30 protein-coding genes are annotated in these 23,319 nt (G+C 69.7%); 16 read left to right on the plus strand and 14 right to left on the minus strand.

Features of this window, described 5'->3' with window-relative positions:
* Nucleotides 1-69 precede the first annotated feature (69 nt).
* The 3 genes from msrA to ACLQ2O_RS21825 all read left to right on the plus strand — a co-directional run bounded on the left by msrA (nt 70) and on the right by ACLQ2O_RS21825 (nt 1,795).
* A complete protein-coding gene (gene msrA, locus ACLQ2O_RS21815; RefSeq protein WP_425834204.1) occupies nt 70-708 on the plus strand; it encodes a peptide-methionine (S)-S-oxide reductase MsrA in 639 nt (212 codons plus the stop codon).
* 157 nt (nt 709-865) lie between these two features.
* Nucleotides 866-1,219 (plus strand): YciI family protein, encoded by a 354-nt coding sequence (locus tag ACLQ2O_RS21820; RefSeq protein ID WP_425834206.1) that lies wholly within the window; start codon nt 866-868, stop codon nt 1,217-1,219.
* Between the two features lie 258 nt (nt 1,220-1,477).
* Nucleotides 1,478-1,795 (plus strand): hypothetical protein, encoded by a 318-nt coding sequence (locus tag ACLQ2O_RS21825; RefSeq protein ID WP_425834208.1) that lies wholly within the window; start codon nt 1,478-1,480, stop codon nt 1,793-1,795.
* 87 nt (nt 1,796-1,882) lie between these two features.
* On the opposite strand, the gene ACLQ2O_RS21830 is transcribed toward ACLQ2O_RS21825, so the two are convergent.
* Nucleotides 1,883-2,410, minus strand: coding sequence for a DinB family protein (locus ACLQ2O_RS21830; protein WP_425834210.1), 528 nt, complete (start codon nt 2,408-2,410; stop codon nt 1,883-1,885).
* Between the two features lie 73 nt (nt 2,411-2,483).
* On the opposite strand from ACLQ2O_RS21830, the gene ACLQ2O_RS21835 reads away from it, so the two are divergent.
* From ACLQ2O_RS21835 to ACLQ2O_RS21855, 5 genes are all read left to right on the plus strand, one after another.
* Nucleotides 2,484-3,050 (plus strand): hypothetical protein, encoded by a 567-nt coding sequence (locus ACLQ2O_RS21835; protein WP_425834212.1) that lies wholly within the window; start codon nt 2,484-2,486, stop codon nt 3,048-3,050.
* A 4-nt stretch (nt 3,051-3,054) separates the two neighbouring features.
* Nucleotides 3,055-3,363, plus strand: a complete 309-nt coding sequence (locus tag ACLQ2O_RS21840) for a nucleoside triphosphate pyrophosphohydrolase (RefSeq protein ID WP_425834214.1) — start codon at nt 3,055-3,057, stop codon at nt 3,361-3,363.
* Between the two features lie 60 nt (nt 3,364-3,423).
* On the plus strand, nt 3,424-3,906 hold the full coding sequence (locus tag ACLQ2O_RS21845; protein WP_425834216.1) for a DinB family protein: 483 nt from the start codon (nt 3,424-3,426) through the stop codon (nt 3,904-3,906).
* A 102-nt stretch (nt 3,907-4,008) separates the two neighbouring features.
* Nucleotides 4,009-4,431, plus strand: coding sequence for a hypothetical protein (locus ACLQ2O_RS21850; RefSeq protein WP_425834218.1), 423 nt, complete (start codon nt 4,009-4,011; stop codon nt 4,429-4,431).
* A 56-nt stretch (nt 4,432-4,487) separates the two neighbouring features.
* Nucleotides 4,488-4,889 carry a VOC family protein gene (locus ACLQ2O_RS21855; protein WP_425834220.1) on the plus strand — a complete coding sequence of 134 codons (402 nt, stop codon included), beginning with the start codon at nt 4,488-4,490 and terminating at the stop codon, nt 4,887-4,889.
* 6 nt (nt 4,890-4,895) lie between these two features.
* Here the strand turns inward: ACLQ2O_RS21855 and ACLQ2O_RS21860 are convergent, their stop codons facing one another.
* Both ACLQ2O_RS21860 and ACLQ2O_RS21865 read right to left on the minus strand, forming a co-directional pair.
* Nucleotides 4,896-5,027: a hypothetical protein gene (locus ACLQ2O_RS21860; RefSeq protein ID WP_425834222.1), complete on the minus strand. Its 132-nt coding sequence runs from the start codon at nt 5,025-5,027 to the stop codon at nt 4,896-4,898.
* A 17-nt stretch (nt 5,028-5,044) separates the two neighbouring features.
* Nucleotides 5,045-5,545 (minus strand): GNAT family N-acetyltransferase, encoded by a 501-nt coding sequence (locus tag ACLQ2O_RS21865; protein ID WP_425834224.1) that lies wholly within the window; start codon nt 5,543-5,545, stop codon nt 5,045-5,047.
* A 47-nt stretch (nt 5,546-5,592) separates the two neighbouring features.
* Between ACLQ2O_RS21865 and ACLQ2O_RS21870 the strand changes: the two genes are divergently transcribed.
* Entirely contained in the window at nt 5,593-5,898 is a 306-nt protein-coding gene (locus ACLQ2O_RS21870; RefSeq protein WP_425834226.1) for an HIT family protein, read from the plus strand.
* Between the two features lie 7 nt (nt 5,899-5,905).
* Nucleotides 5,906-6,484, plus strand: a complete 579-nt coding sequence (locus ACLQ2O_RS21875) for a chloramphenicol phosphotransferase CPT family protein (RefSeq protein ID WP_425834228.1) — start codon at nt 5,906-5,908, stop codon at nt 6,482-6,484.
* A 28-nt stretch (nt 6,485-6,512) separates the two neighbouring features.
* Here ACLQ2O_RS21875 and ACLQ2O_RS21880 read toward each other — a convergent pair whose 3' ends face one another.
* On the minus strand, nt 6,513-8,024 hold the full coding sequence (locus ACLQ2O_RS21880; RefSeq protein WP_425834230.1) for a phospholipase D-like domain-containing protein: 1,512 nt from the start codon (nt 8,022-8,024) through the stop codon (nt 6,513-6,515).
* A 48-nt stretch (nt 8,025-8,072) separates the two neighbouring features.
* On the opposite strand from ACLQ2O_RS21880, the gene ACLQ2O_RS21885 reads away from it, so the two are divergent.
* The gene (locus ACLQ2O_RS21885) at nt 8,073-8,786 is read left to right on the plus strand and encodes a hypothetical protein (protein ID WP_425834232.1); all 714 of its coding nucleotides are present in this window, start codon (nt 8,073-8,075) and stop codon (nt 8,784-8,786) included.
* On the opposite strand, the gene ACLQ2O_RS21890 is transcribed toward ACLQ2O_RS21885, so the two are convergent.
* Together ACLQ2O_RS21890 and ACLQ2O_RS21895 are read right to left on the minus strand one after the other, a co-directional pair.
* Entirely contained in the window at nt 8,783-10,150 is a 1,368-nt protein-coding gene (locus tag ACLQ2O_RS21890; protein ID WP_425834234.1) for an FAD-binding oxidoreductase, read from the minus strand. The genes ACLQ2O_RS21885 and ACLQ2O_RS21890 overlap by 4 nt on opposite strands.
* A 109-nt stretch (nt 10,151-10,259) precedes the next feature.
* Entirely contained in the window at nt 10,260-10,991 is a 732-nt protein-coding gene (locus ACLQ2O_RS21895) for an SDR family oxidoreductase (RefSeq protein ID WP_425834236.1), read from the minus strand.
* Nucleotides 10,992-11,067: 76 nt separating this feature from the next.
* Between ACLQ2O_RS21895 and ACLQ2O_RS21900 the strand changes: the two genes are divergently transcribed.
* Entirely contained in the window at nt 11,068-11,661 is a 594-nt protein-coding gene (locus tag ACLQ2O_RS21900; protein ID WP_425834238.1) for a TetR/AcrR family transcriptional regulator, read from the plus strand.
* 128 nt (nt 11,662-11,789) lie between these two features.
* The gene (locus ACLQ2O_RS21905; RefSeq protein ID WP_425834240.1) at nt 11,790-13,016 is read left to right on the plus strand and encodes a lactate racemase domain-containing protein; all 1,227 of its coding nucleotides are present in this window, start codon (nt 11,790-11,792) and stop codon (nt 13,014-13,016) included.
* Between the two features lie 83 nt (nt 13,017-13,099).
* On the opposite strand, the gene ACLQ2O_RS21910 is transcribed toward ACLQ2O_RS21905, so the two are convergent.
* Nucleotides 13,100-14,011 carry a GTP-binding protein LepA gene (locus ACLQ2O_RS21910; protein ID WP_425834242.1) on the minus strand — a complete coding sequence of 304 codons (912 nt, stop codon included), beginning with the start codon at nt 14,009-14,011 and terminating at the stop codon, nt 13,100-13,102.
* A gap of 255 nt (nt 14,012-14,266) precedes the next feature.
* Here ACLQ2O_RS21910 and ACLQ2O_RS21915 point away from each other — a divergent pair, with 255 nt between their 5' ends.
* A complete protein-coding gene (locus ACLQ2O_RS21915) occupies nt 14,267-15,721 on the plus strand; it encodes a flavin-containing monooxygenase (RefSeq protein WP_425834244.1) in 1,455 nt (484 codons plus the stop codon).
* Between the two features lie 235 nt (nt 15,722-15,956).
* Here ACLQ2O_RS21915 and ACLQ2O_RS21920 read toward each other — a convergent pair whose 3' ends face one another.
* Entirely contained in the window at nt 15,957-17,330 is a 1,374-nt protein-coding gene (locus ACLQ2O_RS21920; RefSeq protein WP_425834246.1) for a cystathionine beta-synthase, read from the minus strand.
* 77 nt (nt 17,331-17,407) lie between these two features.
* Here ACLQ2O_RS21920 and ACLQ2O_RS21925 point away from each other — a divergent pair, with 77 nt between their 5' ends.
* Together ACLQ2O_RS21925 and ACLQ2O_RS21930 are read left to right on the plus strand one after the other, a co-directional pair.
* Nucleotides 17,408-18,469, plus strand: coding sequence for an SGNH/GDSL hydrolase family protein (locus ACLQ2O_RS21925; protein ID WP_425834248.1), 1,062 nt, complete (start codon nt 17,408-17,410; stop codon nt 18,467-18,469).
* 163 nt (nt 18,470-18,632) lie between these two features.
* Nucleotides 18,633-18,863 (plus strand): DUF4287 domain-containing protein, encoded by a 231-nt coding sequence (locus ACLQ2O_RS21930; RefSeq protein WP_184797718.1) that lies wholly within the window; start codon nt 18,633-18,635, stop codon nt 18,861-18,863.
* A gap of 84 nt (nt 18,864-18,947) precedes the next feature.
* On the opposite strand, the gene ACLQ2O_RS21935 is transcribed toward ACLQ2O_RS21930, so the two are convergent.
* The 6 genes from ACLQ2O_RS21935 to ACLQ2O_RS21960 form a co-directional block, all read right to left on the minus strand.
* A complete protein-coding gene (locus ACLQ2O_RS21935) occupies nt 18,948-19,331 on the minus strand; it encodes an ester cyclase (protein WP_425834251.1) in 384 nt (127 codons plus the stop codon).
* A 195-nt stretch (nt 19,332-19,526) separates the two neighbouring features.
* Nucleotides 19,527-20,369, minus strand: a complete 843-nt coding sequence (locus tag ACLQ2O_RS21940; RefSeq protein ID WP_425834253.1) for a Bax inhibitor-1/YccA family protein — start codon at nt 20,367-20,369, stop codon at nt 19,527-19,529.
* 132 nt (nt 20,370-20,501) lie between these two features.
* On the minus strand, nt 20,502-21,059 hold the full coding sequence (locus tag ACLQ2O_RS21945; RefSeq protein WP_425834255.1) for a hypothetical protein: 558 nt from the start codon (nt 21,057-21,059) through the stop codon (nt 20,502-20,504).
* 147 nt (nt 21,060-21,206) lie between these two features.
* Complete coding sequence (locus ACLQ2O_RS21950) at nt 21,207-21,959, minus strand: DUF4118 domain-containing protein (RefSeq protein WP_425834257.1); 753 nt, start codon at nt 21,957-21,959, stop codon at nt 21,207-21,209.
* A 96-nt stretch (nt 21,960-22,055) separates the two neighbouring features.
* Nucleotides 22,056-22,409 (minus strand): cupin domain-containing protein, encoded by a 354-nt coding sequence (locus tag ACLQ2O_RS21955; protein ID WP_425834259.1) that lies wholly within the window; start codon nt 22,407-22,409, stop codon nt 22,056-22,058.
* A 78-nt stretch (nt 22,410-22,487) separates the two neighbouring features.
* A complete protein-coding gene (locus ACLQ2O_RS21960; RefSeq protein WP_425834262.1) occupies nt 22,488-23,264 on the minus strand; it encodes an SDR family oxidoreductase in 777 nt (258 codons plus the stop codon).
* Nucleotides 23,265-23,319 lie beyond the last annotated feature (55 nt).

Consider the following 23,319-nt stretch of genomic DNA (forward strand, 5'->3'; position numbering starts at 1 on the left):
CTGGGCGGGAAGGTTCGCCGTTGGGGTCGTGTTGAGACACTATGAAAGTCATTCTGCGAGAGGCGTGAGATGTCGTTCTTCAAGCGCAACACCGCTCTGGTCGAGCCGTCGGCCGCCCTGCCCGGCCGCCCGGAGCCCGGCTACGCCGTCCCGGCGGACAACATCGTGCTCGGTACGCCGCAGACGGCGCCGGTGCCCGAGGGCTTCGAGGAAGTCTGGTTCGGCACCGGGTGCTTCTGGGGCACCGAGGAGATCTTCTGGCAGCAGCCCGGCGTCTACACCACCGCCGTCGGCTACGCGGGCGGGTACAGCCCCAACCCGTCGTACGAGGAAGTCTGCACCGGCGGAACCGGCCACACCGAGGCGATCCGCGTCGTCTACGACCCGTCCAAGACCACCTTCACCGATCTGCTGAAGGTCTTCTGGGAGACCCACGACCCGACCCAGGGCATGCGCCAGGGCAACGACCTGGGTTCCCAGTACCGCTCGGCGATCTACTACACGACCGAGGCGCAGCGCGCGGAGGCCGAGCGCACCCGCGACCTCTACGCCCCGGTCATCAAGCCCCGCGGCTACGGCGACATCACCACCGAGATCGCCCCGCTGGACTCGTTCTACTACGCCGAGGGGTACCACCAGCAGTACCTGGCCAAGAACCCCAACGGTTACAGGTGCCACAGCAACACGGGCGTGCCGTTCCCGGCCTGACCCCTGCAGCAACCGAGGGCTCCACCACTGGTGGGGCCCTCGGCCTTTGCCTGCTTCAGATCAGGATTCTGGCGGTAGCGTGTCGGATCCGGGGTGGGGTGTTCGTCGTACGGGTGAGTGGCGGCCGGAGTCGGACGCCGGGACAAGGAGCGGTGCGATGGCGAAGTACCTGATCTCGTTCGAGAAGGGCGCGATGGATCACATCACCGCGGAGGACTTTCCCGAGGTGGGACGGACCTCGCACGCGGTGGTGCAGGAGGCCAAGGACGCCGGGGTGTACGTCTTCGCGGGCGGTCTGAGCTACGACGACGGCGACGCGGACCCGGGCGTGGTGGGCACCGACGGGATCGTCACCGACGGGCCGTACCCCGAGAGCAAGGAGCTGATCGGCGGCGTGATGGTCGTCGAGGTCCCCGACCGCGAGAGCGCTCGGGAGTGGGCAGCGAAGGTCGCGGTGGCGTGCCGGTGTGCGCAGGACGTCCGGAAGTTCATCGACGACCCGGAGAGCTGACCGGGGCCATTCGTCGTACGACGAGCGCTGGGGCTAGACGCGCGGGCCTGCGGGGAAGCCTGTCCAGCGGAGGTCCGCCGGGAGGTGCTGCATGTCGTTGTAGACAAGGACGGATGACGGCCGGACCGGGGCGTAGCGGAGGATCGTGAGCCGCTCAGCCCGTCGTCGATCGTTCTGACAGCAACACTCGCGAGCGGGTGCGTACGACGGTCGGCGGATAGATTGGCCGGGAATTTCGCCCATCGAGCTGGAGGATTCATGCGCCCGATCGCCCTTGGTGCCCTGTCCCTGCTGGTCACGGCCGCCGCCGTCGCCCTGCCCGTCACGACCGCTCAGGCCGCCCCGGTCGGCGCTGCCGCAATCGACTGCGAGGTCTGGCGCTCGGTCGGCGAGGGCCTGACCGGGTTCGGCCGGTGCGTGGCGGCCGACGGGAACCCGCGCTTTCAGATCAGGGTCCGCTGCTCGAACGGGACCACCGTCAGCTCGCCGATCGTGCCTCTTGGTCAAACCACCTGGGCAACCTGCACGTCCGCCCAGGGCGGCGTGAGCTCGATCACCGGCCTCGGCAAGGCCTGACCAGCCGGTGACGCGGCCGAAAACCAGGCCGCCGGCTCTCGCCGGATGATGGTCCGGGGCCTCAGTCGCTGAAGCCCCGGCGATGCTTCAGCCCATCGACTTCTGGCCGTCGATGGTCTCGCGGATGATGTCGGCGTGGCCGGCGTGCTGGGCGGTCTCGGCGGTGATGTGCAGGAACACCCGGCGTACCGACCAGAAGACACCCGCCGGCTGCCACGGCGCGGTCGGGAGCTCGTAGGTGGCGTCGAGGTCGAGGGTCTTGACCAGCTCGTCGGTCGCCGCGGCACCCTTCTCGTACTCGGCCAGTACGCCGGCCAGCGTCTCCCCCTCGGCGAGCCGGAACATGTTCTCCCACTCGGCGGCGCGCTCCGGCGTGAACTCGACGTCGGTCACGTCCTCGCCGCCGCCCTTGCGGGCGAAGTCGGCCCAGCTCTGCTCGACGGCGGTCACGTGCTTGATCAGCCCGCCGACGGTCAGCGCACTGACCGTGCTCCGCGTGTTCGCCTGCTCGTCGGTGAGGCCCTGCGCGGTGTGCACCAGGAAGGACCGGTGCTTCGCGAGGAAGTCGAGAATGTCGGCCCGCTCACCGGTCACGGTCTGCTCGTTTGTCGTCATACGACGACTCTAGGAGGAGTAGCGGCCAGGACATGACCCCTTCTCGAACCTCTCCGGCGGAGATCATCCGGGCATGCCCGACGTCCCCACGAGCTTCCGCCAGGACTGGACCCGCCTGTGGCACCTCGCCGAAAGGCTGACCACGTCGCACCCGCGCTCCCGGGTGTTCCAGCCGGACGAGCACCCGTCGACGGTCCTCGGCTTCGCCGGTCTGTTCCTGGAGTCGCCCGATGCCCCGGGCGACTGGAGCGACTACGTCAACAGCCCTCGCAACGCGATCACGTTCGCCTCGACCGGCGGCGACGGCATCCACTTCTGCGCCCTCTTCGGCCCACCCGACGCACCGACCACGACGATCGTCCTCTGCGTCCCCCTGGCCGACGAGCCCAACCACGTCGTCGGCACGAGCCTGCCCGAGTTCCTCGCGCTGGGGTGCCTCACCGGCTACCACCTCGACGACCTCGCGTACCTCGGCCCGAACGCACTCCCCGACGGCCCGGAGAACCCCGAGGAGCCTGAGCGGGTCTTCCTCCTGAACGCCCTCACCGAGGAGTTCGGCCTCTCCCCGTGCGCGAGCGAAGATCACGGCGTACCTGCTGGAGGGGAACCTGCCGCCGCTGTACTCGACCTGCTGAAATGAGCCGGTGCGCAAACTGGTGAGGGACCGGATGCCCGAGATCATCCGCGCCAAGGGCGAGACGCCGATCGTGTACCGCGCCGAGCCCGACGAGTACCGGAGCCGGCTGCGCGACAAGCTGGTCGAGGAGGTCGACGAGTTCCTCGGCGAGGACGACCGCGACGCGGCACTCGTGGAGCTGGCCGACGTACTGGAGGTCGTCCGGGCCCTGGCGGTCGACCTGGGCTCGACCGCGGAGGAGATCGAGCGGATCCGCTCGGAGAAGGCGGCGGAGCGTGGCGCGTTCGCCGAGCGGATCATCTGGTCGGATCGATAGCTGCCTCCGGTTCACGACCTGCGGCGACGGATTGTCGGTGGTGGGTGGGAGGGTCTCGCCATGGATGCCGTGGACGAGTTGCTGGTGGAGTTCTTGGAGGCTCAGCGAGTTCGGGTGTTCGAGGTGCTTGCTGGGTTGAGTGATGAGCAGTTGGGGCGGTCGGTGCTGCCTTCGGGGTGGGCTCCGATGGGGCTGGTGGAGCACCTGGGGCATGCGGAGCGGCACTGGTTTCAGGAGGTGATGCTGGGGGCGGCGGATCCGTTGCCCTGGGAGGACGACGGGAGTGGGCCGTTGTCGACCACGCGGAGTCCGGAGGTGGTGTTCGGGTTCTACCGGGAGCAGATCGCGCGGGCGAACGGCGTACTGGCTTCGACTTCGTTGTCGGCGGCACCGATCGGGCGGCACGGGGTGGGGACGGAGCCGGCTGAGCTGCGGGTGATCGTGCTGCACCTGGTCGAGGAGACGGCGCGGCACCTCGGGCACCTGGACGCGGCGCGGGAGCTGATCGACGGCGCGGTCGGGCTGGGGCAGGACGACTGGTGATGCACCGACCGAGACAGCTCGGTTGAAACTTGTACGGACTGAAACGGGCCGGCCACGGCCCGTCGCCGAAGCGCGGGAGGAAGCGGCTGGCATTCTCAACGGATGGTGATCGAGCGGCGCAGTCCGTGGTGGCGGGGGTCGGTGAGCTCGGACCTCGCGGAGTTCCTGGTGACGTTCTCGCACGGGCAGGTGAGCGAGATCGTGCCGGCCCGCTGCGACGGGTGTGGGGACTCGGTGTTCGTGGTCGGGATCGACGACGAGCGCGAGTACGCCGTACGACGCTGCGCCGGCTGCGACCGGCCCCGGGTGATGCTCGGCGGCACCGACTGGGCGGAGGTCCAGCGGGCGGTCTGCCCGTGCGGCGGTGAGCTGTTCGAGGTCGCGGCCGGGTTCACCGAACGGATCGACGGCGAGCTCGGGTGGGTCTACCTCGCGCTGCGCTGCACGACCGACGACGTCCTCGGCCTGTACGGCGACTGGCGCATCACCGTGCGCCCGACGCGCAAGCTGCTCGACCTCGTCTGACGTTTTCTGGGGGTGGCGCCTGGCAGGATCGCGGCACCGAGTCGAGGAGGGGCGAGATGGCGTTGCGGTGGTACTCCGTGGTCGTGGACTGCGCGGACGTGAAGGCGCAGGCGGCGTGGTGGGCCGAGGCGTTGGACTGGCGGGTGATCATCGCGACCGACGACGAGTGCGTGATCATCCCGTCGTGGGTGGACGAGGCGGCGATGCGCGAGACGCCGTGGGAGCGGGTCGGGCCCGGCATCGTGTTCGTGCCGGTGCCGGAGGGCAAGGCCGTCAAGAACCGGCTGCACCTGGACTTCGCACCACACACCAGCCAGGACCGCGACGCCGAGATCGCGAGGCTGGAGAGCCTCGGCGCTCGCCGCGTCGACGTCGGTCAGCCGGACGAGCCTAGCTGGACGGTTCTGTCCGACCCCGAGGGCAACGAGTTCTGTGTGCTGAGCTCACGCGACAGGTGAAGAAGCTCAGTCGGTGGTGATCTCGATCGGGACCGACGGGCCGCGCGGTACGCCGTACTCGTAGCGCCGCGTCCAGCTGCCCTCGGTGCGGTGGTTGGTGTGGATCGCCCACGCGCTGAGCGCGACGACCACCGACATGCCGTGCCGCGGTAGTCCTACTGCGCCGGCTCAGCGCGGACCGCGTCCATGTGCGAAGCGTCGGCGACCGACAGCGAGCTGAGTCGCAGGTCGATGAACGGAATCGTGTCGCCCGGCAGCACGTACCGGTCGATCTCGATGAACCCACGCCGCAGCGCGAACCGCAGCCCCTCGGCGTTGCTCGCGAGCACGACCGTCTCGACGTCCGTGACACCGAGCTCCTCGGCCTTCGTGAGCCCGCGCGTGTACAACTGCTCGCCGTACCCGCGCTGCCGGTACGCCGGAAGCACGCGCGCGATCACCGTCACCGCGGACGAGTCCGCCGGCGGACGTACCGTCGAGCAGCCGACGACCACGTCATCGGCGTACAGGACCTCGAGATGGTTGCGCCCGGCCCGTTCCCGGACGTCGTCGCTGGACAACGGCGCGGTCGGAATGATCGCGTTGTGCACCGCCCGCCAGTCCTCGACCGCCCGCTCGTCGCCCGCCTCCACCACAACCACCCGCAGCTCACTCATCCGACCACCCAACCCGCACCCACCATCCAGGTCAAGGGGACTCCGAGATGTTCAACCACGCACCGCCCGGCTACGTCTGCCCGTTCTGCCACCTGGCCGCCGGCGGCGAGGACGAGCTCACCACCCAGCACGACGTCGTACGTCGTACGGACGGCGCTTTGGCCTTCGTCGCTTCCCGCTGGTGGCCGAACAACCAGGGCCACGTCCTCGTCGTCCCGACCGACCACCACGAGAACCTCTACGACCTCTCCCCCACGGCCGGCCACGCCGTACAGGACGTCGTCCGCGAGGTCGCGACCGCCGAGCAGCGGGCACCGTACGTCGACAGGCTGCGGACCTACTTCGGGGAATGATGGGGCGATGACCAGCGCAACCCACGAACTGCTGCCGGAGGCGACCGATCGGCCGCCCGGGCGAGTGGTGTTCCTGAACGGGACGTCGAGCTCCGGCAAGTCGAGTGTCGCGGAGGAACTGCTGCGGACGCTCGACGGCCCGTGGTACCACCTGGCGGTCGACCACTTCCATCGCATCAGGTCGAAGCACGAGTGGACGGACGAGGAGTTCCTGCCGATCTTCCAGCGCACCGTCCGCGGCTTCCACCGCGCCGTCGCCGGAACGGCTGCCGCGGGCAACGACGTCGTCGTCGATCACATCCTCGGCGAACGCTGGCGCCTGACCGACTGCCTGGAGGTGTTCGCGGGCCTTCCCGTGTACCTCGTCGGCATCCACTGCCCCCTCCCCGAGCTCGAACGCCGAGAACGGGCCCGAGGCAACCGAACCGTCGGCCGCGCCGCCGTACAGTTCCCACTCGTCCACCAGCACCTGCAGTACGACGTCGAAGTGCACACCGACCAGCAGTCCCCCGCCGAGTGCGCAACCCAGATCGCCGAACGGCTGCGGACGCCACCAACAGCCTTCGCCCACCTCCAGCGACAGTAGACGGTTACGACGAGATGGAAGTCGTCTGCTAGTACTCCCCACGGCGGCGCATTGCCAGCGGGCGGCCGTCCGGGTCGTAGACGTGGTCGAAGACCGGCCGCGCCCAGAGTTGTTGCCACCGGCTCACACTTGCGGGCCGATGGCAACGAATCTGCCCGGCCGGTCGAGGCCCGACACGACCACCAGAGTGCCAAGCATCCAACGCCGACGCCGTACGACGCCAAGCGTCGAAGCCCTCCTCCGAATCCATCGGAGCGGACTCGCCAAGATGCTCGGCCCAAAGCTCCGAGCGCAGCGACCGCGCGACCTCCGGCGCGACGACCGCGCAGGTGAGTTCGCTGTCGTTGGTCCACGAGCGCCGGTTGAAGTTGTCCGACCCGCAGGCGAACCACTCGTCGTCGATCACGCACACCTTCGCGTGCACGTAGATCGGCACCCCTGACGCGTTCTCCAGGTCGTAGACCGCAACCCGCGGAGAGTGCAGCAACGCCAAGGCCCGCCGTTGCCCGTCGAGCGCCGGCGGCCCGGAGAACCGCCCGTCCGCATCAGGAAACCGCGGCACGACCACGATCACCCGCAACGACGGCGACCGGTCCAGTGCCTCCTGCAACGCAGCCGCCACGTCCCGCGACCAGAAGTACTGGTCCTCGATGTAGATCAGCGACCGCGCCCGCCCGAGCGCCTTCAGGTAGCCCCGAGCGACGCTGTACTCACCACGCGGCGCGAACGGAAACCCAGGATGCTTGTGCGCGTAGGTCCGCAGCACCTGTACGGCGCTCCGCCCCGCCGGCGGCGGATCAGGAAACGCCTCCGGCAACGACGAGGTGTGCCGCGGCATCCGCGACAGCCGCTGCACCAGCAGCCGGTACGGCGTGCGCCGGTCGAGCGGATGCGGATCGTCCCACCGTTCGACGAAGCACCGCAGCAGGTCCCCCACCACCGGCCCGCGGATCTCCAGCGCGATGTCGTGCCACGGCGTCCGCTCCCCGTACCGCGGATCCATCGGCGCCTGCTGCGGATCCCCCTGGTGCGACGCGTCGTCGCGCCGCTGGTGCGACAGGTCGATCCCGCCGACGAACGCGACGTCGGCCGCAGGGTCGTCGCGGTGCCGGATCACGAACAGCTTCTGGTGGTGCGACGCCAACCGCCGGACGCGCTGGTCGAGCAGGACCTCCGCCCCGGCCTCGTTGAGCTCCGTGCCGAGGCGCTGGTTCTGCTGCGCGTTGAAGCTGAGGTGGTCCGAGTGCGACCGCCAGAGCAGCCCGCGAACGTCGACGCCGGAGCGAGCGAGGTCGCAGAGCACCTCCCCGACGGTCGTCCCGTCCTCGGTCAGCGCCTCGTCGTGGTCGCCGCGCCAGTCGGTGAAGTAGACCTGGTCGCCCTTCTCCAGCCGGCACAGCTCGTCGTACAGGTGTCCGAAGTACGTCGCGCCGTGCACGAGCGGCTGGACCAGGTTGCCCTCGGTCCAGGCGCCGTCCCGGTCGATCTCGGTCGCCGGGTTGCCGCGCTCGGCGGTGGTCAGGAACCACTCGTGCTTCATACGACACCAGTGCCCAGCCGCGCCGAGACCATGAGAGGCTGACCGGCGATGCGCACGCGAAACTGGCTCCTGGCCCTCGGACTGCCCGCGGCGATGGCCTGGTCGGTGGTGGTGACCGCCGCGATGCCGAACTGGTTCGAGCCGAGCGAGGACTGCGCGCTGATCGCCGGGCGCGCGTCGAGCGCCGGCGTGACCGTGCGCGACTCCTGGTTCCCGCCGCGGGCGGTCTGCGACTTCGGCGACGGCCAGGTCCACGCGCTGATCTCCCCGGCCAGGTCCGCGATCCTGACCGTGATCGCGGTCCTGATCGCGCTCGCCGTGATCGCCGGCCTGGTCCTCTGGATCAAGAGCCTGTTCCAACCAGACACCGTGGTCCGCTCCGCCGAGGGCGTCGACCTCCGTCAGCGCAAGTTCGCGCACGTCACCAGCGCCCTCGTCGTCGGCGCGCTCGGTACCGGCGCGCTGCTCTGCCTGATCGTGGTCGGCCTGGTCTTCGGCGGCCCGCCCGGCATCATCAGCGCCGTACTGATCGGAGTCGTCGGCCTCGCCGCAGCGGCCGCCGCGCTGGACCGCTCGGTCGGCCCACTCCCGAGCACACCAGCCCAGTCGCGCCGCCGCGGCGCCGTCGCCACCGCGATCATGCTGGTCTGCGCCGCGATCGGCGTGATCCCGAGATTTCCCGTCCCGCAGTTCGGGATCCTCGTCGTGGCCGCCGGGCTGTTCGCGGCCACGACCTCCGTGCAGTGGTTCCGCAGAACCTAACCAGGCTTGATGTTCTGGTTCAGGTGGAACACGTTGTCCGGGTCGTACTCCCGCTTCACCGCCGCCAGCCGCCGGTAGTTCTCCTCGCCGTACCCGGCGACCACCCGGTCGTGCCCCTCGTCCCCGATGAAGTTCAGGTAGATCGCTCCGGTCGACCACTCCCGGACGTCGGCGCAGACGTTCCGCGCCCATGCGATGCCGCGGGCGTCGTCCGCCGGGTCCGGCCACATCCCGAACGGGTGCACGACCCACGGCGCCGTTCGGTGCGGGAGCGGCCAGCGATCGGCCTCGCGGACGACCGCTCCACCCCAGGGCGCGATGAACTGCTGCGACGGTGAGGGCGACACCATCTCCTCCGCCCGGCCGCAGAACGCCGCGATCGCGGCATCGGGCAGCTCGTTCAGGTGCTCGCCCGACCAGAAGTTCCGGAACCCCGGCGGGTCGTCGAGCGCCGACTGCAACGCGGCGTACGGCATCTCGGCCACCATCACGCCCTCCGGTGCCAGGTCGAACATCGGCCGGAAGACGTCGCGCGTCTCCGCCTCGTCTCCGAGATAGACCGCCGCGGCCCCGACCAGCAGCTTGCCCTGCAGGTGCAGTGGCACGAACTCCTCCGGCGGGCCGGTCAGGTACAACGCCGCTCCCCCGAGCTCGTCCGGCGCACCACCCTCGTACAGATCCCGCCAAGCCCGTACGACGTCCGGCCCGGCCTCCGCCGGCCACAGCAGCATCGCCAGCGTCACCACCGGCAGCACCTGCAGCCGGAAGGTCAGCGCTGTCGCCGCGCCGAAGTTCCCGCCCCCACCGTGCAGCGCCCAGAACAGCTCGGTGTTGCGCGTCTCGTCGGCGATCACGAGTTCGCCGTCGGCCGTGATCAGCTCGACCGAGACCAGACTGTCGCAGGCCAGGCCCCACTTGCGTTCCAGCCAGCCGGACCCGCCGCCGAGCGTGAGCCCGGCGACACCGGTGGTCGACACCCGGCCGCCCGTCGTACCGAGCCAGTACGGCTGGCACATGCTGTCGAGGTCACCCCAGGTCGCCCCGCCACCGACCCGCGCGATCCGCGCGCCGGCGTCGACCTGGACCGTGTTCAGCCGGCGCAGGTCGACGACGAGTCCACCGTCGCTGACCCCCGTTCCCGCCACGCCGTGCCCGCCGCCGCGGACCGCGATCTCCAGCCCCTGCTCGACGCCGTACCGTACGGCGGCCGCGACGTCGGCGGCCGACTCGCACTGCGCGATCATCGCCGGCCGTTTGTCGATCATCGCGTTGAACACCGACCGCGCCCGCTCGTAGTCCGGGTCCCCCGACCGCAGCAGGCGGCCCCCGAACCCCACCGGACGCGTGATCATCGTGTCGGACATGGGAACTCCCCCCAACTCGCCGATCCCCAGGTGACACGCCCGATGCTGCTCCCGCCCGCGCCCCTGGTCAACGCCTCGAAAACCCTTGCTACGTTGGGTTCTCAGCCGGTCACAGCAGGGAGCCGCCGCTGACGTCGATCCATTGACCGGTGATCCATCGCGCCTGGCCGGACGCGAAGAACGCGACCACGTCCGCGATGTCGTCCGGCTGACCGATCCGGCCGAACGCCGAGTACGCCGCCGCCGCGCTCGCGGCCGCCGGATCGGCCAGCCAGCCGTTCATCTCGGTCTCGACGATGCCCGGGGCCACCGTGTTCACGGTGATCCCGCGCGGCCCGAGCTCCTTGGCCAGCGCCAGGGTCAGCGTGTTCAGCGCGCCCTTGGTCATCGCGTAGACGATGTCCTGTGGGAAGGCGACCCGGGTGACACCCGAGCCGACGTTGACGATCCGGCCACCGTCGCGCAGCCGGGACAGGCCTTGCTGGACCAGGAAGAACGGCGCCTTCGCGTTCACCGCGAACAACCGGTCGAACCAGTCGGGCGTCACCTCGGCCAGCGACTGCTGCTTCCCGGTCCCCGCGTTGTTCACCAGGATGTCCAGCCCGTCGGCGTGCACGTCGTACTCGCTCCAGAGCCGCTCGACCGCCCCGGCGGCCCCGAGGTCGGCCCCGAGCGCGAACGCGTCTCCCCCGGCCGCCCGGATGTCGTCGACGGTCTGCTTCGCCGCGACCTCGTTCCCGCCGTAGTGCACCGCGACCCGCACCCCGTCGCGGGCCAGCCGGAGCGCGATCGACCGCCCGATCCCGCGGCTGCCACCGGTCACCAACGCCGTTCTGCTCATGTCCCACCCTTTTCTCTAGTGATCGCTACAGAATGAACGTAACACAATAGCTAGCGAGCGTTATAGAATGCTGGGCATGGCGATCCGAGGACGGCCACGATCGTTCGACTGCGACGTGGCGCTGGAGCACTCGCTGCTGGCCTTCTGGGAGCAGGGGTACGACTCCACCTCGGTCGCAGAGCTCACCAGCGCGCTCGGCATCGGCCCCCCGAGCCTGTACGCCGCCTTCGGGGACAAGCGGAAGCTGTTCGCGCTGGCCCTCGAGCGGTACCAGGCGACGTACGGCGCGTTCACCGCCCGGGCGCTCGCGGAGGAGTCGACGGCCCGCGACGCGATCGCGCGGATTCTCCGGGAGGCGGCCGTGGCCTACACCGAGCCCGGCCATCCGCACGGGTGCCTGGTGTTCAGCGCCGCCCAGAACACGACCCCGGCGTCGGCCGACGTGCACGAGTCCCTGCGTGCGATCCGGGCCGGCAACGTGCTGGCACTCCAGGAACGGATCCAGGCGGACGTCGACGCCGGCGTACTGCCGAAGACCACGGACGCCCGAGCCCTGGCGGTGTTCAGCGGCGCGACGCTCCAGGGCATGTCCCAGCAGTCCCGCGACGGCGCCACCCGCGCCGACCTCGAAGCCGTCGCCGACCTCGCCCTCACCGCCTGGCCCACCTGATCCCCCTCCCCCTCCCTCAATCTCAACTTTGAGCACCGGCCAGCCGTTCTCAGCGCGATCTGATGACTGAGCGGTGCTCAAAGTCGGCTCCCCAGAGGCGGCAATCGCTTGCCGACTAGAGTGGGTGAATGCGCGACTCTGCTGTGATCGGCGACGCCAACCGGACCCTCACCGAGGACGAGGTCACCGCCTTCGTCCAGGACTCGCTCGCCTCGGCCGGGCTGGAGGGGCGCAGCGTCTGCGTGATCGTGCCGGACGCGACCCGCAGCTGTCCGCTGCCGTTGCTGATGAAGGCCGTCCACCAAGCACTCGACGGGCGGGTCGGCAAGCTCACCGTGCTCGTTGCCCTAGGCACCCATGCGGAGATGTCGCCGGAGGCGCTGCGCGAGCATCTCGGCGGCGAGTACGACGTACTGAACCACGAGTGGTGGAAGCCCGAAACCTTCGCCGACCTCGGCACGATCGGCGCCGACCGGATCGGCGAGATCTCGGACGGCCGGCTGCACCAGGAGGTCAGCGTCAAGCTCAACCGGGCCGTCGTCGAGCACGACGTCGCCCTGGTCGTCGGCCCGGTCTTCCCGCACGAGGTGGTCGGCTTCTCCGGCGGCAACAAGTACTTCTTCCCCGGCGTCGCGGGCCAGGAAGTGATCGACCTGTCGCACTGGCTCGGCGCGCTGATCACCAGCGCGAGCATCATCGGTACGACGGGCACGACGCCGGTCCGCGCGCTGATCGACGAGGCCGCGGCGCTGATCCCGGCCGAGAAGCTCGCGCTGTCACTCGTCGTCGAGTCGGGCACGCACAACCTGCACGCCGTCGCGTTCGGCGACACCCAGTCGTCCTGGCGGGCCGCGGCGGAGATCTCCGCGCAGACCCACGTCCGCTACCTCGACCACCCCGTACGCCGGATCGTCTCGCTGATGCCGTCGCGCTACCAGGACATCTGGACGGCGGCGAAGGGCTTCTACAAGGTCGAGCCGGTCGTCGCGGACGGCGGTGAGGTGATCCTGTACGCGCCGCACGTCCAGCAGCTCGCGGCGATGCACCCGGAGATCGAGCAGATCGGGTACCACTGCCGTGACTACTTCGTCGGCCAGTGGGAGAAGTTTCGCGACCTGCACTGGGGCGTGCTCGCGCACTCCACCCACCTGCGCGGCGCCGGCACCTGGGACCCGGCGACGGGCGAGCACCTCCGCGTCGAGGTCACGCTGTCGACCGGAATCCCGGAGGACGTCGTACGCCGGGCCAACCTCAACCACCTGGCCCCGGCCGACTTCGACCTCGCCGCGTACGAGAACGACCCCGAAACCCTGGTCATCCCCAACGCCGGCGAGATCCTCCACCGCCTCCGCTAGCGTCCGAAGAAAGCGCATGCGTCCGAAGAACCCGAGGCTATAGCGCTCGCTTCTTCGGACGCATCACGATTCTTCGGACGCTGTCACGCTTCCGGGCTCAGCCTCGGCCTCGGGAGCTTCCGCGCGACCGCGTCCGCCTCGGCCTTCGCCGCTTCGACCGCCAGGCGCAGCGCGTCGACGACGTACGTCGGGACGCGCAGGCCCTTGCGGCTCGCCCAGAGCAGCTCGTGCTCGACGCGGGCGATCTGCTGCGCGTGGTGCACGACGTCGGAGTCCTGCGTGGACATCCCGAGCGCCTCCATCACGCGACCGAAGTCGGCGCGCTGCCACTTGTGGTCGACCCCGACCGGCGTGAACGTCAACCGCCGCAGCGACCGGACCAGCCACTTCTGCCACCCACCGAGCTGTCCCCACAGCCCGCGGGACGACATCTGGTAGAAGGCGAAGTGCCCGGGCTCCTGCCTACGGATCGGCGCGATCACGGTCTCCGCGATCGCCCGCTCGTCCATCTCCCGCAAGCCGCTGTGCAGCTGCCCGTAGGCGAGCACGGCGGACCGCTCGGTCGCCATACCGGTCAGGTAGTAGAGCATCCGGCTGACGTCCTGGACCGGCCCGAACCGGCCGAGCGCGCCGAGCAGCCGCAGCCGGATCGACACCTGGGTCAGGTCGGCCTTCAGCGGGTCGAGCCCGATGATCGCCTGCAGCTTGTCGAGGATCTCGCCGTGGCGGGTCTCCTGCGGCATCCAGACGTCGGCGTAGAAGTGCCGGTCCACCTCGGGCGGGTTGGGCAGCAGCGCGGCCAGCTCGAGCACGTTGCGCTCGACCTCGAGCTCGACGCGCGCCATGTAGCTCAGCACCGGACCGAACCGGCGCGCGATCACGCCCGGCTGCTCCATCGAGTAGTCGACACTGTCCAGGTCGATCGGCGGGTGCTCGTCGCCGAGGCGGTCGACGTGCTCGGTCAGCCGGTCGTCCAGCTTGTCGCGTCCGCTCATCCGACCGGCCCGCCGTGGGTCGTCGCAGCGTTCACGTCCGCCTCCTCACGAGACAGTTGGGCAGGATCACCAGAATAAAGAACGGTTGTTCTTTAACCTAACGAGTAACGGGTCGCAGGGACAGTGAATCCGTTCACACTCCAAGGAGTGAGCACACCGTCCTGCCACCGGGACGTACTTCGGAGCCGAACCAGCGCCGGATCGGACCAAGTCAACCCTTACCTCCAAGCCTAACCCGCCGGTAACCTTCCGGTCATGGGTCAGACCGAGGTCGTTGTCGTCGGGTCGGGTTTCGCCGGGTTGTGCATGGCGATCAAGCTGCGGGCGGCCGGGATCGAGGACTTCGTCGTGCTCGAGCAGGCCGAGCGCCTCGGCGGCACCTGGCGGGACAACACCTACCCCGGCTGCGCGTGCGACGTCCCGTCGTACCTCTACTCGTTCTCGTTCGAGCAGAACCCACGCTGGCAGCGGATGTTCGCGCCCTGGGACGAGATCCTCGCCTACCTCGAGCACTGCGCCACCAAGTACGGCGTCGCAGACAAGATCCGGTACGGCGCGGAGGTGACCGAAGCGGTCTTCGACGAGTCCACCAGCCGCTGGACCGTGACGATCAACGGCGACGAGACGCTCGAGACCCGCGCGCTGGTCGCCGGCGTCGGCAGCCTGCACCGGCCGAAGGTCCCCGACCTGCCCGGCCTCGACTCGTTCGCCGGCCCGGCCTTCCACTCCGCCCAGTGGGACCACAGCCAGGATCTGACCGGCCGCCGGGTCGCCGTCGTCGGCACCGGCGCCAGCGCGATCCAGTTCGTGCCCAGGATCGCCGAGCAGGTCGCGCAACTGGACCTCTACCAGCGGACCGCGCCCTGGATCACCTCGAAGCCCGACCGTGCGATCGGCCCGCGCGAGCAGGCCCTGCACGAACGCTTCCCGGCCGGGCAGCGCGTGATCCGCGACGCCATCTTCTGGGGACTGGAGGCGCGCGGCCTCGGTTTCGCGGGCAACCCCAAACTGATGAAGGGCCTGGAACTGCAGGCCCGGAGCCAGCTCCGCAAGCAGGTGAAGGACCCCGTGCTCCGAGCCAAGCTGACGCCGGACTACCAGATCGGCTGCAAGCGGATCCTGCTCTCCAACGACTACTACCCGGCGCTCACCCGCCCCACCGTCGACGTCGTCACGACCCCGATCAGCCGGGTCACCGAGACCGGCGTGATCGATGCCGACGGCACCGAACGGCCGGCCGACGTACTGGTGCTCGGCACCGGCTTCGAGGTCTCCGGCAACCTGACCCGGATGCGGATCCTCGGCCGCGACGGCGTCGACCTGGCCGACCACTGGAAGCAGCAGGGCATCGGCGCCCACCTCGGCATCACCGTCGCCGGCTACCCGAACCTCTTCCTCCTGGTCGGCCCGAACACCGGCCTCGGCCACTCCTCGATGGTCTTCATGATCGAGGCCCAGGTCCGTTACGTCGTCCAGGCGCTGCGCCTGCTCGGCCGGGCCTCGGCGGTCGAGGTCCGTGAGGACGTGCAGGAGCGGTTCGTCGACGACGTCCAGCAGCGGCTGGACAGCACGGTCTGGGAGTCCGGCTGCAACAGCTGGTACCTGGACGACCAGGGCCGCAACTCGACGATCTGGCCCGAGTTCACCGTCGGGTACTGGCGCCGGACCCGGCGGCTGAACCCGTCGGACTTCGTGCTGACCCGGGGATGACCCGGACTCCCTTGGTCGTAGCGCTCAGGGTGCGTCGTACGACCAAGGGATGAGCCGAGGACGGGCCCTTGGACCGATGTTCCGGCCGACGCCGACGAGCACCATTATTGGCATGGACCTTCTTCAGATCATCAGCGCAGTTGTCATCGTCGGCGGTGTCGTGATCACCGCCCTGATCGCCATCGTCCCCACGGTCGTCGACCGCTAGGACCCGACCTCTCAGACCCTCAGACCTTCAGACGACCGCGATGTGGCTCAGCAGATCCTGCCGGGTCAGGACGCCGACGGGCTTGCCGTCGTCCAGCACCATCAAGGCGTCGCGGCCCTCCAGCAGGGCGACCGCCTTCGCGACCTCCTCGCCGGCGCCCAGCGACGGCAGCGCGGGATCCATGTGCAGCTCGACGATGTCGGCCAGCCGGGCCTTCCCGCTGTAGAGCGCGTCCATCAGGGTGCGCTCCGAGACCGCGCCGGCCACCTCGGCCGCCATCACCGGCGGCTCGGCCCGGACGACGGGCATCTGCGAGACGCCGTACTCGCGCAGGATCTCGATCGCTTCGGCGATCGTCTCGTGCGGGTGGGTGTGCACCAGCGGCGGCATGCTGCCGTCCTTGCCGGCCAGCACCTCACCGAGCGTCGTGCCCTGCCGGGCGTGCGCGAGGAAGCCGTACTGCGCCAGCCAGTCGTCGTTGAAGACCTTCGTCAGGTAGCCCCGGCCGCCGTCCGGCAGCAGGACCACGATCACCGCGTCGGGGTCGTCGAGCTCCTGGGCCAGCCGGATCGCCGCGGCCGCTGCCATCCCGGCCGAACCGCCGACCAGCATCGCCTCCTCGCGGGCCAGCCGCCGGGTGACCGCGAACGAGTCCGCGTCCGAGACCTCGATGATCCGGTCGCAGATCGTCTTGTCGTAGGTCTCCGGCCAGAAGTCCTCACCGACGCCCTCGACCAGGTACGGCCGGCCGGAGCCGCCGGAGTAGACCGAGCCCTCCGGGTCCGCGCCGATGATCTGCACCTTGCCGCCGGAGACCTCCTTGAGGTACTTGCCGGTGCCGCTGATCGTGCCACCCGTGCCGACGCCGGCGACGAAGTGCGTGATCTTGCCCTCGGTCTGCTCCCAGATCTCGGGGCCGGTGGACTCGTAGTGCGAGATCGGGTTGTTGACGTTCGCGTACTGGTTCGGCTTCCAGGCGCCCTCGATCTCACGGACCAGCCGGTCGGAGACGTTGTAGTACGAGTCCGGGTGCTCCGGCGCGACGGCGGTCGGGCAGACCACGACCTCGGCGCCGTACGCCTTGAGCACGTTGCGCTTGTCCTCGCTGACCTTGTCCGGGCAGACGAAGACGCACTGGTAGCCCTTCTGCTGGGCCACCATCGCCAGCCCGACCCCGGTGTTGCCCGAGGTCGGCTCGACGATCGTGCCGCCGGGCTTGAGCTCGCCGGAGGCCTCCGCGGCCTCGATCATCCGGACCGCGATCCGGTCCTTCACCGAGCCGCCGGGGTTGAAGTACTCGACCTTGGCGAGCACGAGCGGCTTGGCGCCGTCGGTCGTCTTCGTCAGGCGTACCAGCGGGGTGTTGCCGACCAGGTCCAGGAGTGAGTTCGCGTAGCGCACGGATCTCACTGTATGGGACACGGTGTGTTTCGCCCTATTTCACTTGCTTCGGCATCACAGCGTGTAATCCTTGACTCATGAGTACAGCCCGGGCCGCCAAGCGACTGGCCCAGGCCGCAGCCTTCGGTGGTGGGGGACTAGGACTGATCGGGGCGACGCTGTACGGCGTGCTGACCGCGGAAGCGCGGTACGCCAAGCACGTGATCGGCCCGATGAAGGCTCACCCGGCCAAGGGCGACGGCCTGTACGGCCGCCGTGAACTATTGGCGCAGGCAGGTCGTCCGATCACGCTCGCGATGATCGGGGACTCCAGCGCGGCCGGATACGGAACGTCGTCACCCGACGAGACCCCCGGCGTCCTGCTGGCGTGCGGTCTCGCCGAGCTGGCCAAGCGTCCGGTCCGGCTCGTCGACGTGTCGAAGGTCGGGGCGAAGTCCACCGACCTCGCGCCGCAGATCGACACCGCGCTGCTGTCCGGACCGCACGTGGCCGCGATCCTGATCGGCGCCAACGACGTGAAGGCCCAGATGCCGCCGTCGGTCTCGGTCCGGCTGCTCGACCACGCCGTCCGGCGGCTGCGCGCGGCCAACTGCGAGGTGGTCGTCGGCACCTGCCCGGATCTCGGCGTGGTCCGGCCGATCATGCCGCCGCTGCGGCAGGTCGCCCGCTCCTGGAGCCACCGGCTCGCGGCCGCGCAGACGATCGCCGTCGTCGAGGCCGGCGGGCGCTCGGTGTCGATCGGGTCGCTGCTGAGCGAGGTCTTCCGGACCGACCCGCGGATGTTCGGGCCGGACCGCTTCCACCCGTCCGTCACCGGGTACGCCGCGGCCGCGGCCGCGCTGCTGCCGTCGGTCGCCGCCTCGATGGGGATCGGGACCGAGTCGTTCATCCACCCCGAGCCGTTCCGCGGCGAGGCCGTGCTGCCGATCGCGGAGGCCGCCGTACAGGCTGTGCGGCGGGCCGGTACGGAGGTCGCCGCGACCGAGGTCGCCGGACGCGAGCGGGGTCCTCGAGGTCGTTGGGCCCAGCTCCGGCACCGGCGCCGGCACCCGAAGGCCGACATCGAACGCGTCGACGAGGACGGCACCGAGGAGCTCGGCCCGGAGGCCGGCAAGTCGATGGCCGGTTCGCCTTCCTGAGCTCGGCGCCCTGGAGGCCGAAAGCCCGGATCGGACCGCCTGGAAGGGCTGTCGCGCGATCGTGTGTCCGCTGAGCGGCGACATTCATCAAGAAACTCTTGCCTGCGCAGGCTTGGTGATGCACAGTCGATAACACGCACGACCCCGACGACGGGAGGCGAAGATGGGCCTGAACCACTCCGAGGAGACCCACAAACGTCTGGTGGAGAAGGTGCCCCAGTGCACCGGACGCGAGATGACCGAGTGGTTCGGCCTGATGAACGACGGACCGTCGTTCTCACGCTTCGACGACAGGGTGAGATGGCTTTCCAGCGAGTACGCCCTCGCGCACGGGCACGCCACAGCCATCGTTCACGAGTACGACCTGGTCAAAGCGCACCGGCGGATGGGCTGACGAGCCGAACAGGAGCCGTTTTCGCCGCGGGCCTGCCCTTTCAGGTGGAGGGGCAGGCCCGTCGCGCGTCCGGGGCCGGCCCGCTCAGGCCCGGAGCCGGGCGTTGTCGGCGGTGCCCTCGACCTCGACGATGAGACCGTCGACGATCCGGTACAGGTCGAACTCGTCGGTCTCCACCCGCGAACCGTCGCCGTCGGCCCCGAGGAACTCCCAGTGCCGCGTCCCGGTGTCGTACAGGTGGACCGCCAGCCACTCCCCTTCGTGGACCGCCCGGCGCAGCTCCCACCGGAAGTCGGGAAAGATCATCGTCGTCCGCCGTACGTCGGCGACGTACTCGGCGCGCGACCGGTCGACCCCGTTGACCAGTACCTGGTCCGCCACGAACGACCCCAACTCGTTCCAGTTCCGCCGGTTGCAGGCGTCCAGGTAGGCCTCGTACCGACGAACGATCTCGTCTCGACTCGTCATACCTCGATTGTGACTGCTGGAGGCGCAGAAGTCGTTGCCCTTCAGGGTCGAGGTCGAGCGTGATCGTCCGCCTGGTCGTCCTACGGGCAGTCCGACCGCCGCACCGGCGGTCCGGGAACACCAGAAGGGCCGACCCCCACCTGAGGGTCGGCCCTTCTGTAGTCAGTCACTCAGCCCGAGCGGGCTGAGCTGGTGCTAGTCGCCACCACGCAGGATCGCGAGGATGCGCAGCAGGTTCCAGTACAGCCAGACCAGGGTGACGGTCAGGCCGAACGCGGCCCGCCAGGCCTCGTTCTGCGGGGCGCCGTGCCGCACGCCCTGCTCGATCATGTCGAAGTCCAGGATCAGGTTGAACACGGCCAGGCCGGCGCCGATCGCGGCGAACAGCAGGCCCATCGGGCCCATGCCCGAGATCCCGGTGCCGATCCCGAACAGGCTCAGCACGAGGTTGATCAGCAGCACGCCCGCGAAGCCCATGGTCGCGACCATGACCATCCGGGTGAACCGCGCGGTGACCTTGATGTTGAAGTACTTGTACGTCGCCAGCGTCAGTCCGGCGGTGACCATCGTGGCCAGGATGGCCTGGACGACGATGCCGGGGTCACCGACCCAGTTGGCGATGAACTTGCTGCCGATGCCCAGGAACACGCCCTCGGCGGCGGCGTACAGCATCACCAGCACCGGGTTGATCTTGCGCGAGAACGACAGCACCATCGCCAGCGCGAACCCGACCAGCGCACCGGCCAGGAAGGCCGGGGTGACCAGGCTCGTGGGGATCGCGGTCCACGCCACCGCGGCGGCGGCCACGACCACACCGAGCGTGATCGCGGTCTTGACGATCACGTCGTCCAGCGTCATCGGCCGGCTGCCGGCGGTCTGGTACTCCTGCTGCGGCGGCATACCCGGCCCGCCGTACCCCTGGCCAGGCTGCTGGCCGTAGGGACCCGGCTGACCGTACGGAGCGGCCCCGGGGTAGGCCTGGCCCTGGCCAGGCGCGAACGCACTCGACCGGTTCAGAACCGGGTTACTGCTCTGCATGTCATCCTCCTGATGTACCCACTGTGGGTCGTACCGGAATAGTACGGTCCCACCCTTAACAACTGCTGAGGAACAACCCAGTGTTCCCCAACCGAAACCCCAGCCCCAGATGCGGTTGCAAACCCCAACCGGTTAGGCCGTCCGCACTCCCAGCTTCCGCAACCGGTCGGCGGGCGACGGCAGCGCGCCGTACCAGAGCCAGCGAAGGTTCTTCGGCCACGCCTGACACTCCGCCAGCCAGGTCAGCGCGCTGCTCACCTCGTCGGCGCCCAGGACGTCCACCACCAGCCGATCGGTCGTCCGCAGGTACGCCCGCCGCCGGACGCTCTCGACGGCACCGATTACCGGGGTGCAGACCAGGATCACCAAGGCGAAGCCCAACCAGGCCGGCCAGTCCGTGACGGTTCCGACGGCCAGCCCGAGGCCGAGGGGGATCACGTAGGCCCCCCACCAGTGCCGCCGGAGCACTCCTTTTCGCGCCTGGACGAGGTCCTGGGTCACCAGGAAGTCGAACACCTGCCCCGGCAACTCCTCCGTGTGGCACCTCAGCACCATCGTCGGCCCAACCGCCCCTTGCTTGAGCCGGACCGCCGGAACCTTGGGATCGGTGGTCCGCTCGATCGCCGGCATCGGATACCCCACCCGGGTCGCCAGCTGCCCGACCCGCACGTACATCTCCTGCTCGTTCACCAGCGGATGATCGCGTACGAAGGCCGCCGGCGCCAGCCCGGCTCCACCCCGGCGGGACGCGGCGCGGCGTCGTACGCGTAGGGGCGAGTACGACGCCGGCTTCCGCGGCCACCCAGGAGAGACGCTTCCCGCAGGCCAGTTCGGGGGTCAGCCGCTGGGCTGCTCCAGCTCGGCCGGGGAGGCGAGCGCGGCGCCGACCTGGGCGGCCAGCGCGACCGCGACCAGGCGTTGCTCGAGGTCGGGGCGGGTGATCCGGGTCGCCGCGGTGAGCAGGAACCGTCCGCGCGTGCGCCCGGCGTACTGGACCGGTAGCTCGATCTCGGCGTTCGTCGGCAGGCCGTCGCGCTCGACCTTCAGCTCGTGCGAGCCGCGGGTGACCGTGCCGTCGTGGCTGAGCAGCGGGCCGCGCGCGGTCGTCGAGCCGGGGACGAACCGGCAGCCGTCGATCCGCAGTACGGCGATCAGCTGCGCGCGGACCTGGTCGATCAGCTCGGCCGTCGACGATCCGGCCGCGACCGCGACCGAGGTCGTCAGGACGCCGTCCAGGTAGCCCTTCTGGCGGCTCGCCCGGGCTTGTTGCCGACGGCCCCAGATCGCGAGCTGGGTGACCGCGGCACCGATCAGCACCAGCAGGACGGTCATCTCCAAGTCGTCGCGCCGGTCGATCGTCAGCCGGAAGTACGGCGGCGCCAGGAACAGGTCGAACCAGACCGCGCTCGACAGCGCGGCGACGATCCCCGCCGACCGGAGCCCGGCGGTCGCGACGGCGACGGCGACGAGAACGAGCAGCAGCGCGGCGTTCGCGTTGGCGAACCCGTCCCGGAAGGGGATCAGGGCCGCGCAGACGACCAGCGGTCCGGTGACGGCCGCGGTCGTCACCCGGGCCCGGTAGTTGCTCACGACTCCATTGATGCGCGCCGATCGCCGCCGATCAACGCTTCTCACCGGACTCTGACAAGAATTCGCCTGGCGGCCGCCTGCCCGCCGTACGGGAAACTACTCCAGCCACTCCGTCTCGAACGTCGAGTTCGCATGGATGTGAACGGCCTCGTAACCACCCGGCCCGGTCCGGAACTTGTGCGGCGTGTCCGCCGGCACCACCAGGATCTGCCCGGCCCGCCCGACCACCTCGGTGGTGCCGACGGTGAACGTCGCCGACCCGCGCCGGACGATGAAGGTCTCGGCGTACGGGTGCTTGTGCAGCCGCGGGCCGACGCCTTCCTGCGTGGTCGCCTCGAGGATGATCGAGACGCCGGCGCCGCCGGGCAGCTCCGTGTAGTTCTCGGTCCAGTCCTCGCCGTCGTCGCGCCCGTCCGCGCGGTTGACGACGAGCTCGCTCACGTCGGTCATCTGTTGACCCCCTCCTGGTGCCGTTCTGGGCACGCTACTGCGCGGCCGGACCATCCGCGGAGCTTTTCCACCAGGCCTTCACTGTTCGATCGCTGCCTTCACGAAGTCCTCCCAGGTGCGGCCGGTCCCGCGGCCCGGGGACAGGTTCGCGCCGGCCCGGTACGCCGCGGCCGCCTTGCCCGGGGTGTGCATCGGCAGCATCGGCCGCCGCTTGCCGACCGCCTGCAGGTAGACCTTCACCATCTCCTTGAACGTGTAGACCCGCGGCCCGGCGATGTCCTCGACCTGGCCCTGCGGCGCTTCGGTGGCGAGCTCTACCAGCCGCTCCGCCACTGCCTGCGCGTCGACCGGCTGGATCTTGAACCCGCTCGGCGCGGGCACGACCGGCAGTTTGGCCAGCTGCTCGGCCACGGTGAACGTCAGCTCGTGGAACTGCGTCGCGCGCAGGTTGGTCCACGGGATCCCGGACTGCTCGATGATCAGCTCCGCGCCACGCTTGCCGGCGAAGTAGCCGAACATCTTCTGGTCCAGGCCGCTGACCACCGGGAGCGTGTTCGCGCCGACGACGGAGATGTTGACGATGTGCCGCACGCCGGCCGGAACCGCCGCCGCGACCAGGTGCTTCGCCTTCTCGTCGTCACCCTTCGCCGATCCCGCGCAGTGCACGACGATCTCGACGCCGTGCACAGCCTTGTCGACGCCGTCACCGGTCTCCAGGTCACCGACCACGACCTGCACGCCGTCGTACGGCGCCTTGGCGTTGCGGCTCAGCACGCGCACGTCGCGGCCCGCGTCCAGCAGCCCGCGGACCACCTTGCGCCCCAGCGTGCCCGTCCCGCCAGTCACCAGAATCATCTCGGTCTCCATCGCCTCGCCCCCGCTTCTCGGGGTCTCACAGGTGCGACGGATC

Origin of the sequence: Kribbella sp. DT2, assembly GCF_049844575.1 — a bacterium.
GTDB lineage: Bacteria > Actinomycetota > Actinomycetes > Propionibacteriales > Kribbellaceae > Kribbella.